Here is a 17925-nt window from a genome sequence, read left to right as displayed (position 1 = left end):
GCAAACAATTATCAAATGACGGCCTTCGTCCGCAGGGCGGCTGGCAGATGTCGAGGATACTTGGCCTCTCATCCCGATGCCCGGGAAAAACCATGTTCAAGGAAGCTGTGTATGCGCCTGAGTACCCGCGTTGCTGTGCTGTGTGTCGGACTTTTGGTCAGCCACCAGGCTGCAGCGGCGGATTTGCCGCAACGTTGGGTCAGCGCTGGCGGTGCGCTGTCGGAGTGGGTCAGTGCCTTGGGCGGCGAGGCGAAACTGTTTGGCGTCGATACCACCAGTCAGCATCCGGACTCGTTGAAGGCGCTGCCGAGCATTGGTTACCAGCGCAGTCTTTCGGCTGAAGGCATTCTCAGTCTGCGCCCGGATATCTTGATTGGCACTGAAGAAATGGGCCCGCCGCCAGTTCTGGCGCAAGTCAAAGCGGCCAAGGTTCAGGTGGTGTTGTTCTCGGCTCAGCCGGATCTGCCGACGCTGGAGAAAAACGTTACGCATCTGGGCCAGTTGCTCGGCACAGAAGCCCAGGCAAAGCAGCTACTGCAAAGTTATCAACAGCAACTTGATGCGCAGAAAGTGCGTGTTGCGGATGCGCAAATCAAACAAAAAGCGCCGGGTGTGCTGCTGTTGCTTGGACATGCTGGTGGCAAACCATTGATCGCCGGCAAGGACACCGCCGCTGACTGGCTGCTGCAACTAGCGGGCGGACATAACCTGGCGACGCACACGGGTTACAAGCCGTTTTCCGTGGAATCCCTCGCCAGTCTCGATCCTGAAGTGCTGGTGTTCGCCGACCGTGCATTGACCGGTGAGGCGGCGAAAGCGGCGCTGTTCAAGGAAAACCCGATTCTAAATTCAAGCCGCGCGGCCAAGGCCGGTCGGGTACTGGAGCTTGACCCGACTTTGCTGGTCGGCGGCCTTGGACCACGGTTGCCAGCGGCGTTGAAAAGCCTGACTGAGGGTTTCTACCCGGCCAAGAGCGGCCAATGACCACACTGGTAAAACCTCGTGGCTTGTTCATTGGCCTGACGCTCCTGTGTTTATTGGCGATCTGGTTGTCGTTGGCGTTGGGGCCGGTCAGCCTGCCGCTGATCGATACGTTGCGCGCGGCATTGCGCATGCTTGGCCTGCCATTGGCACCGGATGGACTGGAGCAGGCTGAACTGATCCTCGGACAGATTCGTCTGCCGCGAACCCTGCTCGGGCTGGCGGTCGGCGGTGTGCTGGCGTTGTCCGGCGTGGCAATGCAGGGCTTGTTTCGCAATCCGCTGGCAGATCCGGGGCTGGTGGGTGTGTCCAGCGGCGCGGCATTGGGCGCAGCGATCGCGATTGTCGGCGGTTCGTTTTTTGGCGGTCTGCCGGAATGGTTCGGCCCTTATCTGTTGTCGGTCTGTGCGTTTCTCGGCGGGCTTGGAGTGACGGCGCTGGTTTATCGACTCGGTCGCCGCAACGGCCAGACCAATGTCGCGACCATGTTGCTCGCTGGTATTGCGCTAACGGCGCTGGCCAGTTCCGCGGTCGGGCTGTTCACTTATCTGGCGGATGACGCGACTTTGCGCACACTAACGTTCTGGAACCTTGGCAGCCTCAATGGCGCCAGTTACGCGCGGTTGTGGCCGTTGCTGATCATCAGCGCCGGTGTCGCGTTGTGGTTGCCGCGTCGGGCGAAAGCGCTGAATGCCTTGCTGCTCGGGGAGTCCGAGGCTGGGCATTTGGGTATTGATGTCGAGCGGCTCAAGCGTGAATTGGTGTTTTGCACGGCGCTGGGGGTTGGCGCGGCAGTCGCGGCCGCCGGAATGATCGGTTTTGTCGGGCTTGTGGTGCCGCATCTGGTGCGTTTGCTGGCGGGGCCAGATCACAAAGTATTGCTGCCGGCATCGGTGCTGGCGGGGGCAAGCCTGTTGCTGTTGGCTGATCTGGTCGCGCGGCTGGCGCTGGCGCCGGCGGAGTTGCCGATCGGTATTGTTACCGCATTTATCGGTGCGCCGTTCTTTCTCTATTTGCTGCTGCGAGGGCGTGCCTGATGTTGCGTGCGCAGAATCTGCACATCCAGCGTGGTCGCAAAGCCGTACTCAGCGAGGTCACGCTGCAACTCGAACCGGGTGAAGTGCTCGGTGTGCTCGGGCCGAACGGTGCGGGTAAAAGTACCTTGCTCGGCGCCTTGTGCGGTGAGTTGGCGGCGAGCGCGGGCGGGGTTTCACTCGACGGGCAGGCGTTGAGTCACTGGACTGGCCCGCAGCGTGCGCAACGATTGGCGGTGTTGCCCCAAGTGTCGACCCTGGATTTTGCTTTCCGCGTCGAAGAGGTGGTCGGCATGGGCCGCTTGCCTTGGCAAAGCGGTCGGGCCCGGGATGACGAAATCATCGCGGCGGCTTTGGCGGCGGCGGATGCCGGACACTTGAGCGGTCGCAGTTATCTGGCGCTGTCCGGTGGCGAGCGTCAGCGTGTGCATCTGGCGCGGGTCCTGGCGCAGCTTTGGCCGGGGCAGGCGGGGCAGACGCTGCTGTTGGATGAGCCGACGTCGATGCTCGATCCACTGCATCAGCACACCACCTTGCAGGCTGTGCGCGAGTTTGCCGATCGTGGCGCGGCGGTGTTGGTGATCCTGCATGATCTGAATCTGGCGGCGCGTTATTGTGATCGCATTCTACTGCTGGAAGGCGGGCGCCCGGTGGCGCTGGATACACCGCAGCAGGTTTTGCGTCCGAACACGCTCCAAGCCGTATTCGGTCTCGAAGTGTTGGTGCAGCCGCACCCGGAGCGTGGGCATCCGCTGATTATCGCCCGCTGACTGGATCATTGAGGTGATTGCATGCGTGGCTTGTGGCTGTTGACGGTGGTGTTGCTTGCGGGGTGTCAGCATGCTGTGGCGCCTTCGCCGGTCAGTGGTGAGATTCGCGATCTGCGTAGCGGGCAGGAGCTGACTGCACAGCAATTGCTGATGCACCTTGCCGGCCCTGCGCGGGTGATTATCGGCGAACAGCATGACAATGCCGATCATCACGCGGCGCAATTGTGGTTGTTGCGCTCGCTCGGTGAGCAGCGGCCGCAAGGTAGTCTGCTCCTGGAAATGCTCACGCCGGATCAACAGCCTCGCGTTGATCAAGTGCGCCAGACGATAACGCCGCCCGCTGACCTCCCTGACGCATTGGCCTGGCAGGATGGCTGGGACTGGAATCTCTACGGGCCCATTGTCCGTTTCGCTTTCACGCAACCGTATCCAATGCTGGCGGCGAATCTGACCAACGCCGAAATCCGCACCTTCTATCGTGATCCACCGGTGTTGACGGGAAAGCGCAGCAATGCTGAATCGGTGAAAACTGTATTGCTGGAACAGATCAGCGATTCCCACTGTGGCCTGTTGCCCGAATCACAGATGCCGGCAATGCTGGCCGTTCAGCAGCAACGTGATCGGCGTATGGCCGAGCGTCTGCTGGCAGCGCCCACGCCCTCGATCTTGCTGGCCGGTGCGTGGCATGCGCGCAAGGATGTTGGCATGCCGCTGCATGCTGTGGATTTGGGCGCCACTGAGGCTCCAACGGTGTTGATGCTGGCAGAGCAGGGCTCCGAGGTAACGGCCGCGATGGCCGACTACGTTTGGTACACGCCTGTCACGCCAAAGCAGGATTACTGCGAGCAGATGCGCAGACAGTTGGGCAAATGACTTTTCCACAGGCAAAAAAAGACCCGGTAAAAACCGGGTCAAATAACCGTGATTAGCCTGATGAGGAGATAATCTGAGAGTCCGAACCAAGGGCTTTTCAGAATATCGACTGATCTCGCGACCAGTTGTGATAATCATAGCGATTCTCATTACCGAGTCAACAACTGTTTTTCCGTTTCCCTGAATTTGTCTGGGAAATGGCCGGAACGCCCGGTAAACAAAGGGCTTCAGCGCTTGGCTTCAGTTGGGCTCATTTGCGTGATCTGCCGATTAAGCTGGCCGATCCGCCGCGCCATGCTCTCGATCAGGCTGTGGGCGATCTTCGGGTTGGTGCGGGTCATGCTCAAGAATTGATCACCGGGAATCAGCATTACGGTGCTCGTCTCTCGGGCCACGACCGTGGCATTGCGTGGTTCGCCAGTGAACACGGCCATGGCACCGAAAACCTCGTCCTTGGCCACGTCTCCGACTTTTTGCCCGTCCACAAACGCTTCGGCATGCCCGTCGATGATCACAAACACGTGATCAGCCACGTCACCCTGATTGATCAGAATTTCACCCGCCTCGACCCGTTTGAAGCCATTGGTACTGCGGAACTCGCGCGGTTTCAGGTCTGCGACGGCATGGGCGAGGATTGCCATTTGCCCTAGCAGATACTCCAAAAACTGGTCTGCGCGATGAGCGTCGGCATACAAGTGCTGAAAAACCTCACGGCGCCGATAGGGCGTCAAACGCAATGCCCCATCACTGCACAAACGGCAATCAGCCCAGTCCTCACCCTGCTGAAGGCCGATCAAATCGCCCTCCTGCCAATAAAGCAGTGGGCGTGCGCCCAGACAGCCGCTGATCACACCTTCATTGAGCAGGAATAACTGGTCGGCGGGTAACTGCGCGAGTAAATCATCCGACACCTCCAGCTCCATAAGCGGCCCGCAAGGCGCCAGGTCGCGCAACCACAGCGCAGGCAAGCTCTGCAAACGATTGATCAAGGCATCGGCCCAGGCCGATTGTTCCCCCAGTAAATACATAACGGCCTATGCCCGTTCAGTTCTTGTGGCGCGAGGAAATGGCTTCGAGTTGTTTGTTCAGGGCGTCCTTGCGTTCAGCGGGGATGTCGTTCCAGTGCACATCCATCAGCGCGCCTTCGATCGCATACAACAACACCTTCGATGCGCGAAACCCGCGGGTACGCACGGCCCGGTAGGCGTCCACCGCGCCCAGGCGACGCAAGTCCGAGGCGCTGTGGATGCCCACGGCATGCAGCCATTGCGCCGACGTCTTGCCAAGATTCTTCAGGTGTTGCAGTTCATCATTCATCAAGCCTCCTTGCGACGGCCGAATGGTGCGTGGGCGAGCTTCTCAGGAGTGTAGCCATCAGTAGGAAAAGCGTGGTTGTTTGGTCGGATTCAACGCAAACGCTTCTAAGAAAGGGCGCTGTATAAGGTTGCGAAAGCTCTGCGGGCGCAGGGAGAAGGGGAGAAATGCTGATAAATGTGGGAGCGAGCTTGCTCGCGAAAGCGGTCTGACTCTTACGGTAGGGGCACTGACACTACGCCTTTGCGAGCAAGCTCGCTCCCACAGGAGGGAGGCGTTGTGTCAGAGAGGCAAAGAACTTTCAGCGGGTGCGATAACGCAAACGCGTACCGAAATTCATCGACATCAGAATCTCGTCAGCACTCAGCTCCGGCGGGAAATACGCCCCGGAAATCTGCGCATGGGCCAGGCTTGCACCTTCCAGCGATGCGTTACGGAAATCGATGCCACGCAAATCGGCAGAACGGAAGTACGCGTCCCGGAAATCCACGCCATCGGCATTCAGCTCACGCAGATCAAGACCGCGAAAATCGCCGCCGACCATGTCAATCGGGCCGTCCTGTGGACGCTCCTTGTTGAAACCTGTGATGTCGTCTTTGTGCAGCAAGGCATATAGCGGGGTGTCGAGAAGTTTCGGCTGGCTCATGTCATATCACCGTTGGTTTTATGACGCCAGTATAGTGCCACTATTTGACGGCCGTGAAGCAAGCGAGGGCTTCACGGCCGAAATAGTTTTTACAGGCCTGGCAGGCGCTGACGAATCTGCGCAACCACCGTGTCCAGCGTGCCGGATTCATTGGTCTGCACGCGTTTGCTGCGCAGGATTTCTTCCGGCGTCAGCGCTTCACGATTGGCCTGCTGCGCTTCGATCACGGCCAGTGTGGCGTCGGACGGATCCTGTTTGTCCGCCTGACGAATCGCCAGCCAGCTCTCGATCACCGCTTGCGGGGCGTTGCAGTCGAGGATCAGGAACGGCGTGCCGGTGGCTTCGGCAATTTTTGCTGCGTTGTCGCGTTGTTCGCGCTTCAGATAAGTCGCATCGATCACCACCGGGAAACCGGCGTGCAGGATGATTTCAGCGATTTCATGCAAACGCGCGTAGGTCGCGGCGCTGGCGTCGGCACTGTAAATGCCGGCCTGCACGTCGTTGGCGACAGTTTGCTCACCGAACAGGCGCTTGCGTTCAACGTCCGAACGCAGGCGAATGGCGCCCAGCGCTTCGACCAGACGCATGGCCACGTGGCTCTTGCCGACCGCGGAAACGCCGTGGGTGATGGCCATGAAGCGCGAAGGAATGGTGCTGTAGCTTTCGGCCAGGTTGGCGTAGTTGCGATACTGGCGCAGGGTGGTGGCGCGCTGCACTGGCGTCGCGTCCGCGGGCATGCTGAACAGCGCAACCTTGGCGCGAACCAGTGCACGGTAGGCTTTATAGAAGTTCAGCACTTCCAGGCCTTGGTAATCGCCGGTCAATTCCAGGTATTGGCTGATGAAGCGGCGCGCCAGAGATTTCAGGCCGCGGTCTTCCAGGTCCATCGCCAGGAAACCGGTGTCGGCCCAGACGTCAGTGAAACGGAACGGTTCGTTGAACTCGATGCAGTCGAAGATCACCACTTTGCCGTCGATGACGGTGGCGTTGCCCAGATGGATATCGCCGTGGCATTCCCGGGTGAAACCTTCGGTTTTGCGCTGGGCGAACAGTGGCTTGAGACGCTCGAAGCTGCTCTCGGCCCAGGCTTTCAGCGCCTCGAGTTGTAGCAGATCGTTCTTATCGCTGAGGAACGGCAGGATCTGCTCGAAGTTTTGCGAGACGGGTGCCATCACGCTGGCTGGGGTACCGGCGTCGTGTTCGGCCGGGACTTTTGGTGCAGTGAGATGGAAGCGCGCAATCTGCTCAGCCATCTCGTCGATGTGCTGAGTGGTCAGTTCGCCGTTGGCTTGCAGAGTGCTGAGCAAACCGCTCTGCGGGAACTGACGCATTTTCAGCACGTATTCGATCGCCGGGCCGTCGCCGCCTATTTGCGGTGCTTCAACGCTGCCGGTGACTGGCAACACTTCCAGATACAAATCAGCGGTCAAGCGCTGGTTCAGACGCAGCTCTTCAGCGCAGAAATGTGCGCGTGATTCGAGGCCGGTGAAGTCGAGGAAGCCGAAGTTCACAGGCTTCTTCACCTTATAAGCGAACGGGCCAGTGAGGATTACCCACGAGATATGCGTTTCGATGACCTGAAACCCTTCGACAGGGTGCGGGTAGAGGGCCGGGTTTTGCAGGGCAGCGATCAGTGACTGGCTCACGGGCGATCCTTCAGAGACTGGGGGAAATTCGAGGCCGCCATTATGGCCGCTCGCCAGCCTGACGCAAACCTCGGAGCGCTCCTGTTGAGTATGAATAAAGTGCGTATAATCCGCCGCCATGACTCGAACTCGATCCCCCCGTACCAAGAAAAAACCACCCTCCAAGGGCCTTAGCCCGTGGTTGAGCTGGGCCATTAAACTCAGTCTGGTCGGCCTTGTCGTGCTGGCCGGCTTCGCCGTATACCTCGATGCCGTGGTGCAGGAGAAGTTCTCCGGCAAGCGCTGGACCATCCCGGCGAAGGTCTACGCTCGGCCGCTCGAGCTGTTCGTCGGACAAAAGCTCAGCAAGGACGATTTCCTTACCGAGCTCGATGCCCTCGGCTACCGCCGCGAAGCCGTGAGCAATGGCCCCGGTGCCGCAGCCGTCAGCGGTAGCACAGTCGATCTGAATACCCGTGGCTTCCAGTTCTATGAAGGCCTGGAAAAACCGCAGCCGGTGCGTGTGCGTTTCTCCGGCGATTATGTGGCTGAGCTGTCGGCGACCAACGGTTCGAAATTGTCCGTTGTGCGCCTCGAGCCGCTGATGATCGGTGGTATTTATCCGAAGAATCTCGAAGACCGCATTCTGATCAAGCTTGATCAGGTGCCGCCATATCTGCTCGAAACCCTGGTCGCGGTCGAGGATCGCGATTACTACAGCCACTGGGGTGTGTCGCCGAAGTCGATTGCCCGGGCTATCTGGGTCAACACCTCAGGCGGCAAGATGACGCAGGGCGGCAGTACGCTGACTCAGCAGTTGGTGAAAAACTTCTACCTGACCAACGAACGCAGCCTGACCCGCAAGCTCACCGAAGCGATGATGGCGATGCTGCTGGAACTGCATTACGACAAGAAGGAAATTCTTGAGGCCTACCTCAACGAAGTCTTCGTCGGGCAGGATGGTCAGCGTGCGGTGCACGGTTTCGGTCTGGCCAGTCAGTTCTTCTTTGGCCAGCCATTGTCCGAGCTGAAACTGCATCAGGTGGCGTTGCTGGTCGGCATGGTCAAAGGCCCGTCCTACTACAACCCGCGTCGCAACCCGGAGCGCGCGCTGGAACGCCGCAATCTGGTGCTCGATGTGCTTGAGCAACAAGGCGTAGCGACGGCCGAGCAAGTGGCCGCAGCGAAGAACATGCCGTTGGGCGTGACCACTCGCGGCAAACTGGCCGACAGCTCGTTCCCCGGCTTTATCGATCTGGTCAAACGTCAGTTGCGTGAAGACTATCGCGACGAAGACTTGACCGAAGAGGGCCTGCGCATCTTCACCAGCTTCGACCCGATCCTGCAGATGAAAGCCGAGGCGTCGGTCAACGACACCTTTAAACGTCTGTCCGGTCGCAAAGGCTCCGATGATGTGGAAGCCGCGATGGTCGTGACCAATCCGGAAACCGGCGAAGTCCAGGCGATGATCGGCAGCCGTCAGGCCAGTTACGCCGGGTTCAACCGTGCGCTGGATGCGGTGCGACCGATCGGTTCGTTGATCAAACCGGCGGTTTATCTGACTGCGCTGGAAAAACCGAGCCAGTACACGCTGACCAGTTGGCTGTCCGACGATCCGTTGTCGGTCAAAGGCGCGAACGGTCAGGTGTGGAAACCGCAGAACTATGACCGCCGTTCCCACGGCACTGTGTTCCTGTATCAAGGGTTGGCGCATTCCTACAACCTGTCGACTTCGCGTCTGGGTCTGGAAGTGGGCGTGCCGAACGTGCTCAAGACTTTGGGCCGTTTGGGCGTGACGCGCGAATTCCCGGCATTCCCATCTATGTTGCTGGGTGCCGGCGGCATGACGCCTATCGAAGTCGCGACCATGTACCAGACCCTCGCCAACGGTGGTTTCAATACGCCGATGCGCGGGATTCGCAGCGTACTGACCGCCGAGGGCGAACCGCTCAAGCGTTATCCGTTCCAGATCGAACAGCGTTTCGATCCGGCGTCCATTTATCTGATCCAGAACGCCATGCAACGCGTGATGCGTGAAGGTACCGGCAGCTCGGTTTATAACGTGTTGCCGAAAACCCTGACACTGGCGGGCAAGACTGGTACCAGTAACGATTCCCGTGACAGCTGGTTCGCCGGTTTCAGTCAGGATCTGCTGGCGGTGGTCTGGCTGGGGCGCGACGATAACGGCAAGACACCGTTCACCGGTGCGACCGGTGCGCTGCAGGTCTGGACCAGTTTCATGCGCAAAGCCGATCCGCTGCCGCTGGATATGCCGCAGCCGGACAACGTCGTGCAGGCGTGGGTCGATTCGCGCACCGGGCAGGGCTCCGACGCCAACTGCCCGGGGGCGGTGCAGATGCCGTATATTCGCGGCAGCGAACCGCCACCCGGCGCCGCGTGTGCGGGCGAAACGCCTGCTTCCGGCGAATCGGTGATGGATTGGGTCAAGGGCTGGATGAATTAAGCAAAGAGGGTTTCAAGTGAACAAGTGGTTGATTCCAGCGGTGACCGCCGTGGCTTTGCTCAGCGGCTGCTCTTCCGTACAGCGTGGTTCGATTCCGGTGGTTGATTCCGGTACTGCGGTGTCCAACAGCGAACGTATTTCGGCCAATGGCGGCTTCCGTCAAACGACGGTCAAGCGTCCTGCGCAGGGCCAGACTCAGGCGATTCCGCAAGGTGATACTGGCGTGGTGGTGATGGTGCCGGGTGGTGGCGCGACGACTTCTGCGCCGATCAGCTCCTCGCCGATTGTGCCGGGTCCGGCGTCTGGTGGTATTACGCCGGGGCCGTACAATCCTTCGGCTGTTGAATCGGCGCCGATCAACTCCGGCAGCTACAGCATGCCGTCGACGCCAAGCGGCATTCCTTCGGCCAGCAGTGGCGGCGGTTTGTCGGCCGACGAGCAACTGGACGGTCCGGTACTCGCTTTGCTGACCACTGCGCAACAGCAACAGGCCGGCGGCGACCTCAACGGTGCATCGTCGAGCCTGGAGCGTGCCCAGCGTGTCGCTCCGCGTGAGCCGCAAGTGCTTTATCGCCTGGCGCAGGTGCGCATGGCTCAAGGTGATGCGCCGCAAGCCGAGCAGTTCGCCCGTCGTGCGCTGACCATGGCCAACGGTCGCCCGGACCTGCAAGCCAACCTGTGGGAAATCATTGCTCAGTCCCGTGAGAAACAAGGCGACTCGGCCGGTGCCGCTCAGGCCCGCCAGAAGGCCAAGGTTTCGCTGTGATGGATGCCCGTTTCCCGAAAATCGCCGATCAGTTGTTGCTGATCGAGCGTGAACTGCGCACTCAGGGTTGGTGGGACGAAGTTTCGCCGTCGGCCGAAGCTTTGAGCAGTGTCGAGCCTTTTTCGGTCGATACGCTGGACTTCGAGCAATGGTTGCAATGGATCTTCCTGCCACGCATGAAGATGATCCTCGAACAGGATCTGCCATTGCCGAATGCCTCAGGGATTCAGGAAATGGCTGAAATGGTCTTCGCCCAGCGCAATCTGCAGGGCAAGGATCGTCAGCTGCAGGTGCTGCTCAAAGAGTTTGACCTGCTGATCACTGCCTCGCGCTAACCCGGAAGCTGCCAGTCATTACTGGCAGTTTTCTGCTATCTGTTTCTGCGCTTCTATGATGCGCTCCTGGCGCTGTGCGTCGTCCAGCCTCCGCAATTGTCCCTCCACTTCTTCCCGTAATCGCGGATTATTCTGCAACTGCGCAAGGTTCGTCCGTGCCTGCTCACAAAACTGTTTGAGCTGCACCTGTTGATCCGCAACCTGCTTCTTCACTTTGTCATCGATAGCCTTCTGATCACCGAGCGTGCCACTGCCTGGCATTTCCGCGGGTTTCGGTGGGGGCGAGGAGGGCGTCTGCATTGTCGTCGATGGCTGACCCTGCGGCGGCTGCGCATCGAAGTGCGTAACGCCTTGAGCATCGACCCATTTGTAGATTTGAGCGGCCATGCACCATGGGCTGAGGCCGATCAGCAGAGTAAGGAGGAGCGTTCGCATGCTGATTCCTTGGCAAAAATGCGCAATTGACACTAACAGAGTAGCGGTTTTCAGGTTTTTTCTTGCGTTCTCATGTGCTTACCCACAATTAACCACATAGACGGCTTGACTTGGAGAGGGCGAAACAGAAGAATCCAAAGTCCGCTGTAGAGGGACTGCCAGAAGCAGACCCACTCGGTAGATCATGAGGCGCACATCCGCGCCGACCTGTTACACCCGCAACGCGTTACCTCGCGCTGGGTGGGAAAGGCCCGCAACACTTGGGACGATCCCAATACTTGCTCAGTCAGTGCTGACGTAGTCGGCGACCACCGTCGCTCATGCTCTGCCGAGAAGTAAACCTATTAAGACCCGCCCCTTTTTTGTGGACGGTATTCTGGCGTTTTAGAGGTGAACAACGTGGAGCTTTTATCTGGCGGTGAGATGCTCGTCCGCTTTTTGCGTGACGAAGGCGTCAAATATATCTACGGGTACCCGGGTGGTGCTCTCCTGCATGTTTACGATGCCCTGTTCAAAGAACCGGAAGTGACTCACATCCTGGTTCGTCACGAACAAGCGGCAACCCATATGGCTGACGGTTATGCCCGTGCCACCGGTAAAGCCGGCGTGGTATTGGTGACGTCCGGTCCTGGCGCCACAAACGCCATTACCGGTATCGCGACGGCCTATATGGACTCGATTCCAATGGTGATCATTTCCGGTCAGGTGCCAAGCACCATGGTCGGCACCGACGCGTTCCAGGAAACCGACATGATCGGTATCTCCCGGCCGATCGTGAAGCACAGCTTCATGATCAAGCACGCTTCGGAAATCCCGGAAGTCATGAAGAAGGCCTTCTACCTGGCGCAATCCGGTCGTCCGGGCCCGGTCGTGGTCGATATCCCGAAAGACATGACCAACCCGGCCGAGAAGTTCGAATACATCTTCCCGAAGAAAGCCAAGCTGCGTTCCTACAGCCCGGCCGTTCGCGGTCACTCCGGGCAAATCCGCAAGGCGGCAGAAATGCTCCTGGCGGCGAAGCGTCCGGTCATGTACTCCGGCGGCGGCGTGATTCTCGGCAACGGTTCCGCACCGCTGACCGAACTGGCGAAAATGCTTAACCTGCCCGTGACCAACACGTTGATGGGCCTGGGCGGTTTCCCGGGGACTGATCGTCAGTTCATCGGCATGCTTGGCATGCACGGCAGCTATACCGCCAACCTGGCGATGCACCATGCTGACGTGATCCTCGCGGTCGGCGCGCGTTTCGACGATCGCGTGATCAACGGCCCGGCGAAGTTCTGCCCGAACGCCAAGATCATCCACATCGACATCGACCCGGCTTCGATTTCCAAGACCATCAAGGCCGACGTGCCTATCGTTGGTCCGGTTGAGAGCGTCCTGACCGAAATGGTCGCGATCCTCAAGGAAATCGGCGAGACCCCGAACAAGGAGTCCGTGGCCAGTTGGTGGAAGCAGGTGGATGAATGGCGCGGTGATCGCGGCCTGTTCCCTTACGAAAAGGGCGACGGCAGCGTGATCAAGCCGCAGACCGTGATCGAAACCCTCTGCGAAGTGACCAAGGGCGATGCCTTTATCACTTCCGACGTGGGCCAGCACCAGATGTTCGCGGCGCAGTACTACACGTTCAACAAGCCGAATCGCTGGATCAACTCCGGTGGTCTGGGCACCATGGGCTTCGGTTTCCCGGCGGCCATGGGCATCAAGTTGAGCTTCCCGGATGACGACGTTGCCTGCGTCACCGGTGAAGGCAGTATCCAGATGAACATTCAGGAACTGTCGACCTGCCTGCAATATGGCTTGCCAGTGAAAATCGTCATCCTGAACAACGGTGTTCTGGGGATGGTGCGTCAGTGGCAGGACATGAGCTACGGCAGCCGTCACTCGCACTCCTACATGGAATCGCTGCCTGACTTCGTCAAGTTGGCTGAAGCCTATGGCCACGTTGGCGTACGCATCACCGAATCGAAAGATTTGAAGTCGAAGATGGCAGAAGCGTTCGCCATGAAGGATCGCCTGGTGGTGATCGATATTTCGGTCGACACCAGCGAGCACGTCTATCCGATGCAGATCAAAGACGGCTCGATGCGCGATATGTGGCTGAGCAAGACGGAGCGTACTTAATCATGCGGCACATTATTTCCTTGCTTCTGGAAAACGAACCCGGCGCTTTGTCTCGCGTAGTCGGCCTGTTCTCGCAGCGCAACTACAACATCGAAAGCCTGACCGTGGCTCCGACCGAAGACCCGACCCTGTCGCGCCTGACGCTGACCACTGTTGGCCACGATGAAGTCATCGAGCAGATCACCAAAAACCTGAACAAGCTGATCGAAGTGGTCAAGCTGGTGGACCTGTCGGAAAGTGCTCACATCGAGCGCGAACTGATGCTGGTCAAGGTCAAGGCCACTGGCGCCCAGCGCGCCGAGATCAAACGCACCACCGATATTTACCGTGGACAGATCGTCGATGTCAGTGCCAGCGTGTATACCGTTCAATTGACCGGTACCAGCGACAAGCTCGACAGCTTCATTCAGTCCATCGGCACCGCATCGATTCTGGAAACCGTCCGCAGCGGCGTGACCGGCATTGCCCGCGGCGACAAAGTACTCAGCATCTAAACCAAATTAGTGAATGGCCTGAACGGCCTGGATATATAGGGGAATTTCATGAAAGTTTATTACGAAAAAGACTGCGACCTGTCGATCATCCAGGGCAAGAAAGTTGCCATCATCGGTTACGGTTCCCAGGGCCACGCCCAAGCGTGCAACCTGAAAGATTCCGGCGTTGACGTTACTGTTGGTCTGCGTAAAGGTTCGGCCACCGTTGCCAAAGCTGAAGCTCACGGCCTGAAAGTGACTGACGTTGCTTCCGCTGTTGCGGCTGCCGACCTGGTCATGATCCTGACCCCGGACGAGTTCCAGTCGTCGCTGTACAAGAATGAAATCGAGCCGAACATCAAGAAAGGCGCCACCCTGGCCTTCTCCCACGGCTTCGCGATCCACTACAACCAGGTTGTGCCGCGTGCCGACCTCGACGTGATCATGATCGCGCCGAAAGCACCAGGCCATACCGTACGTTCCGAGTTCGTGAAAGGCGGCGGTATCCCTGACCTGATCGCGATCTACCAGGACGCCTCGGGCAACGCCAAAAACGTTGCACTGTCTTACGCCGCTGGCGTTGGTGGCGGTCGTACCGGCATCATCGAAACCACCTTCAAGGACGAGACTGAAACCGACCTGTTCGGCGAACAAGCCGTTCTGTGCGGCGGTACCGTTGAACTGGTAAAAGCCGGGTTTGAAACCCTGGTTGAAGCTGGCTACGCGCCGGAAATGGCCTACTTCGAGTGCCTGCACGAACTGAAGCTGATCGTTGACCTCATGTACGAAGGCGGTATCGCCAACATGAACTACTCGATCTCCAACAACGCCGAATACGGCGAGTACGTGACTGGCCCGGAAGTGATCAACGCCGAATCCCGTCAGGCCATGCGCAACGCCCTGAAACGTATTCAGGACGGCGAATACGCCAAAATGTTCATCAGCGAAGGCGCAACCGGCTACCCTTCGATGACCGCCAAGCGTCGTAACAACGCCGCCCACGGTATCGAAATCATCGGCGAGCAACTGCGCTCCATGATGCCGTGGATCGGTGCCAACAAGATCGTCGACAAAGCCAAAAACTAAGTCGTTGTCCCTTGTATGAAAAAAACGCGGCCTCGGCCGCGTTTTTTCGTTTGAGGCGGTGGTTCTGGTATAAAGCTGCAGCGTTTGTGGCCGAACTGTCGTCCTCAAGCACCTGTCGAATTTTCTTCAAACCGTTGCAAGGTAATGTCCATGAGCGAACGTCCCGAAGAGCCGAACAAGGCTTCTGACGCCGAAAGCCTGCTGCCCATCGATGAACACATCGAAGAAGGGCACGACGCAGAAGGTCGTAAAGTCCGGCATCGTGGTATCTATCTGCTGCCGAATCTGTTCACCACTGCGAACCTGTTCGCAGGGTTTTACTCCATCATCAACTCCATGAGTGCCCAGGCTGCGTTGAGTGCCGGTGACTCGGCGAATGCGAGCAAGTATTTCGCGTTCGCCGCGATCGCGATTTTCGTCGCCATGGTGCTCGACGGCCTTGATGGTCGTGTGGCACGCATGACCAATACGCAAAGTGCTTTCGGTGCTGAATACGACTCGCTGTCGGACATGGTCGCGTTCGGTGTTGCACCGGCGCTGCTGGCGTTCGGCTGGGCGTTGGGCGACATGGGCAAGGTTGGCTGGATGGTCGCCTTCATCTATGTTGCGGGCGCTGCGTTGCGTTTGGCGCGCTTCAACACCCAAGTGGGCACCGCTGATAAACGCTACTTCATCGGTCTGGCCAGTCCGGCAGCAGCCGGTGTGGTTGCGGGTATTGTCTGGGCGTTCAGCGATTACGGCATTCAGGGTTCGAAGATGTCGTTTCTGGTCGCGCTGATGGTCGCGGCGGCCGGCATGCTGATGGTCAGTAATATCAAGTACAACAGCTTTAAAGAGCTGGATCTGAAGGGGCGCGTACCGTTCGTGGCGATCCTTGCGGTGGTGCTGGTGTTCGCCGTGGTCTTCAGCGATCCACCGCGCATTCTGCTGCTGGTGTTCCTCGCATACGCCGCTTCTGGCCCGGTGCAGTACCTGTTGCATCTTCGTCGGCACAAAAAAGCCGAGTGATGTAATTTCCCGCATACTCCGCAGTCTATGGGTGCATCTGTCCTCCAAAGCCTGCGGAGTTGCCATGTTGATCAAAGTCCCCAAAGCGTCCGACTGCCAAGAGTCGGATGTCACGCCTGAATCCGCTTATCTCTCTCGCCGCCAATTACTCGGGGCCACTGCTGCCGTTATCGCCGTCAGTAGCCTGCCGCGTTGGGCCAGTGCCGACGATGCCGTGCGGTACGCCGATGTCGAACCCGGTAAAGCGCCTGCCTGGTTTAACGACAAGCTGTCTTCTACTAAATGGGGAGCGGTCAACGTCAAGGATGAGGCGATCACGCCTTATAAAGACGCCACCCACTACAACAACTTCTATGAGTTCGGTACCGACAAAGGCGATCCGGCAGCGAATGCCGGATCGTTGAAAACCGAACCATGGAGTGTGGTGGTAGACGGGGAGGTGGGTAAGCCGGGGCGGTATGCGCTGGAAGACTTCATGAAGCCTTACCAGTTGGAAGAGCGTATCTACCGTTTGCGCTGTGTCGAGGCGTGGTCGATGGTTATTCCGTGGATTGGCTTTCCGATCTCGGCGTTGCTCAAGCAGGTCGAGCCAACGTCCAAAGCCAAATACATTCGCTTTGAAACCTTGCAGGATCCCAAGAGCATGCCCGGGCAACGCTCAGGTTTTGCCTTGATCGATTGGCCTTATGTAGAAGGCTTGCGATTGGACGAGGCGATGAGCCCCTTGGCGATTCTGGCAGTGGGCATGTATGGCCGCGAGCTGCCAAATCAGAATGGTGCGCCGCTACGTCTGGTGGTGCCGTGGAAGTATGGCTTCAAGAGCGTCAAATCCATCGTGCGTATCAGTCTGGTCAGCGAGCAGCCGAAAACCACTTGGCAAAGCATTGCGGCAGATGAGTACGGGTTTTACGCGAACGTTAACCCGACAGTTGATCACCCGCGCTGGACGCAGGCACGGGAGCGGCGTCTGCCGAACAGTCTGTTCAAGCCGAATGTGCGTGATACGCAGATGTTCAACGGCTATTCGGATGAAGTTGCTTCTTTATATACAGGGCTCGATCTGCGGAAGAACTACTGATGCGATTTCCGTTCTGGCGTATAGGCGTATTCATTGCTGCGGCTATCTGGCCAATGCTGTGGTTGTATCAAGCGCTCGAGGATTTACTCGGGCCTGATCCCGGCAAGGTGTTGGTGGATCGGCTGGGCTTGGGGACGTTGGTGTTGTTGCTGATCACTCTGGGCATGACGCCGCTTCAGAAGCTCACTGGTTGGGCGGGGTGGATTGCGGTTCGCCGGCAGTTGGGGCTTTGGTGTTTTGCCTATGTGGTTTTGCATCTGTGTAGCTATATGGCATTTATCCTGGGGTTCGATTGGTCGCAGCTGGCGGTCGAGTTGCGCAAGCGGCCTTACATAATAGTGGGGGCGTTGGGGTTTCTGGGATTGTTGGCGTTGGCGGTGACGTCCAATCGCTACAGTCAGCGTCGTTTGGGCTCGCGCTGGAAGAAGCTGCACCGCCTGGTGTACGTGATTCTGGGCTTGGGTTTGCTGCATATGCTGTGGATCGTGCGCGCCGATCTTGAGGAATGGGCGGTCTATGCCTCTATAGGGGCGGTGCTTCTGATATTGCGTATTCCGCCGGTGATGCGTCGTATCCCGCGATTGTTGGCCAAAAAGCCGGTTTTGCAAGAAAAGCGAAATTAACGGTTGACGGCAGATTTCAGATGTCTATAATTCGCCCCACTTCCGGCGCAGTCGAAACGGAAAACTCCTTGAGATTCAAAGAGTTATGTAGGTTTCGACAGTGGGGCGCTTCAGTTCATCGAAGCCAAAAGGAAGTTGAAAAAGAGGTGTTGACAGCAGCGTGTAACGCTGTAGAATTCGCCTCCCGCTGACGAGAGATCGGAAGCGCAAGTGGTTGAAGTTGTTGAAGAATTCTTCGAAAACTTCTGAAAATAATCACTTGACAGCAAATGAGGCTGCTGTAGAATGCG

18 protein-coding genes are annotated in these 17925 nt (G+C 58.3%); 13 read left to right on the top strand and 5 right to left on the bottom strand.

All coding sequences use genetic code 11. From position 1 onward, the window contains the following. The first annotated feature begins 111 nt into the window (after positions 1 to 111). From ACZ0A4_RS19340 to ACZ0A4_RS19325, 4 genes are read left to right on the top strand one after another with little or no spacing between them, the layout of a single operon-like run. Positions 112 to 984: a heme/hemin ABC transporter substrate-binding protein gene (locus tag ACZ0A4_RS19340; RefSeq protein WP_463576015.1), complete on the top strand. Its 873-nt coding sequence runs from the start codon at positions 112 to 114 to the stop codon at positions 982 to 984. Beyond that, positions 981 to 2018, top strand: coding sequence for a FecCD family ABC transporter permease (locus ACZ0A4_RS19335; RefSeq protein ID WP_463576014.1), 1038 nt, complete (start codon positions 981 to 983; stop codon positions 2016 to 2018). Before ACZ0A4_RS19340 ends, ACZ0A4_RS19335 begins: the two co-directional genes overlap by 4 nt. Further along, positions 2018 to 2785, top strand: coding sequence for a heme ABC transporter ATP-binding protein (locus ACZ0A4_RS19330; protein WP_463576012.1), 768 nt, complete (start codon positions 2018 to 2020; stop codon positions 2783 to 2785). The genes ACZ0A4_RS19335 and ACZ0A4_RS19330 overlap by 1 nt, the downstream gene beginning before the upstream one ends. Before the next feature lie 21 nt (positions 2786 to 2806). Continuing rightward, positions 2807 to 3658 carry a ChaN family lipoprotein gene (locus tag ACZ0A4_RS19325; protein WP_463576011.1) on the top strand — a complete coding sequence of 284 codons (852 nt, stop codon included), beginning with the start codon at positions 2807 to 2809 and terminating at the stop codon, positions 3656 to 3658. Positions 3659 to 3885: 227 nt separating this feature from the next. On the opposite strand, the gene ACZ0A4_RS19320 is transcribed toward ACZ0A4_RS19325, so the two are convergent. The 4 genes from ACZ0A4_RS19320 to ACZ0A4_RS19305 form a co-directional block, all read right to left on the bottom strand. After that, complete coding sequence (locus tag ACZ0A4_RS19320) at positions 3886 to 4686, bottom strand: Crp/Fnr family transcriptional regulator (protein WP_463576009.1); 801 nt, start codon at positions 4684 to 4686, stop codon at positions 3886 to 3888. A 16-nt stretch (positions 4687 to 4702) separates the two neighbouring features. Further along, positions 4703 to 4975 (bottom strand): TfoX/Sxy family protein, encoded by a 273-nt coding sequence (locus ACZ0A4_RS19315; protein WP_003228231.1) that lies wholly within the window; start codon positions 4973 to 4975, stop codon positions 4703 to 4705. Between the two features lie 298 nt (positions 4976 to 5273). Further along, a complete protein-coding gene (locus ACZ0A4_RS19310; RefSeq protein ID WP_007909940.1) occupies positions 5274 to 5618 on the bottom strand; it encodes a pentapeptide repeat-containing protein in 345 nt (114 codons plus the stop codon). Positions 5619 to 5707: 89 nt separating this feature from the next. Next, on the bottom strand, positions 5708 to 7264 hold the full coding sequence (locus ACZ0A4_RS19305; RefSeq protein ID WP_463576008.1) for a bifunctional aminoglycoside phosphotransferase/ATP-binding protein: 1557 nt from the start codon (positions 7262 to 7264) through the stop codon (positions 5708 to 5710). Between the two features lie 118 nt (positions 7265 to 7382). On the opposite strand from ACZ0A4_RS19305, the gene mrcB reads away from it, so the two are divergent. Genes mrcB through ACZ0A4_RS19290 form a run of 3 tightly spaced genes read left to right on the top strand, consistent with a single transcriptional unit; the run spans position 7383 to position 10808 of the window. Further along, positions 7383 to 9707: a penicillin-binding protein 1B gene (mrcB, locus tag ACZ0A4_RS19300; protein WP_463576007.1), complete on the top strand. Its 2325-nt coding sequence runs from the start codon at positions 7383 to 7385 to the stop codon at positions 9705 to 9707. 16 nt (positions 9708 to 9723) lie between these two features. Continuing rightward, positions 9724 to 10473: a lipoprotein gene (locus ACZ0A4_RS19295; RefSeq protein ID WP_038369017.1), complete on the top strand. Its 750-nt coding sequence runs from the start codon at positions 9724 to 9726 to the stop codon at positions 10471 to 10473. After that, positions 10473 to 10808 (top strand): YqcC family protein, encoded by a 336-nt coding sequence (locus ACZ0A4_RS19290; protein WP_201231345.1) that lies wholly within the window; start codon positions 10473 to 10475, stop codon positions 10806 to 10808. The genes ACZ0A4_RS19295 and ACZ0A4_RS19290 overlap by 1 nt, the downstream gene beginning before the upstream one ends. Before the next feature lie 18 nt (positions 10809 to 10826). Here ACZ0A4_RS19290 and ACZ0A4_RS19285 read toward each other — a convergent pair whose 3' ends face one another. Then, positions 10827 to 11243 (bottom strand): DUF4124 domain-containing protein, encoded by a 417-nt coding sequence (locus tag ACZ0A4_RS19285; RefSeq protein WP_463576006.1) that lies wholly within the window; start codon positions 11241 to 11243, stop codon positions 10827 to 10829. 399 nt (positions 11244 to 11642) lie between these two features. On the opposite strand from ACZ0A4_RS19285, the gene ACZ0A4_RS19280 reads away from it, so the two are divergent. The 6 genes from ACZ0A4_RS19280 to msrQ all read left to right on the top strand — a co-directional run bounded on the left by ACZ0A4_RS19280 (position 11643) and on the right by msrQ (position 17635). Beyond that, positions 11643 to 13367 carry an acetolactate synthase 3 large subunit gene (locus tag ACZ0A4_RS19280; RefSeq protein WP_463576005.1) on the top strand — a complete coding sequence of 575 codons (1725 nt, stop codon included), beginning with the start codon at positions 11643 to 11645 and terminating at the stop codon, positions 13365 to 13367. A gap of 2 nt (positions 13368 to 13369) precedes the next feature. Next, on the top strand, positions 13370 to 13861 hold the full coding sequence (ilvN, locus tag ACZ0A4_RS19275) for an acetolactate synthase small subunit (protein WP_003176102.1): 492 nt from the start codon (positions 13370 to 13372) through the stop codon (positions 13859 to 13861). Between the two features lie 48 nt (positions 13862 to 13909). Then, positions 13910 to 14926, top strand: coding sequence for a ketol-acid reductoisomerase (gene ilvC, locus ACZ0A4_RS19270; protein ID WP_053123857.1), 1017 nt, complete (start codon positions 13910 to 13912; stop codon positions 14924 to 14926). A gap of 150 nt (positions 14927 to 15076) precedes the next feature. Further along, positions 15077 to 15934, top strand: a complete 858-nt coding sequence (pssA, locus tag ACZ0A4_RS19265; protein ID WP_016983477.1) for a CDP-diacylglycerol--serine O-phosphatidyltransferase — start codon at positions 15077 to 15079, stop codon at positions 15932 to 15934. 64 nt (positions 15935 to 15998) lie between these two features. Further along, positions 15999 to 17012 carry a protein-methionine-sulfoxide reductase catalytic subunit MsrP gene (gene msrP / locus ACZ0A4_RS19260; protein ID WP_463576004.1) on the top strand — a complete coding sequence of 338 codons (1014 nt, stop codon included), beginning with the start codon at positions 15999 to 16001 and terminating at the stop codon, positions 17010 to 17012. After that, the gene (gene msrQ / locus ACZ0A4_RS19255) at positions 17012 to 17635 is read left to right on the top strand and encodes a protein-methionine-sulfoxide reductase heme-binding subunit MsrQ (RefSeq protein ID WP_463576003.1); all 624 of its coding nucleotides are present in this window, start codon (positions 17012 to 17014) and stop codon (positions 17633 to 17635) included. The genes msrP and msrQ overlap by 1 nt, the downstream gene beginning before the upstream one ends. Positions 17636 to 17925 lie beyond the last annotated feature (290 nt).

This window comes from Pseudomonas sp. AC172 (assembly GCF_979258595.1).
The sequence above is the reverse complement of the archived record's forward strand: the minus strand, read 5'-3'. Positions and strand labels throughout refer to the sequence as shown.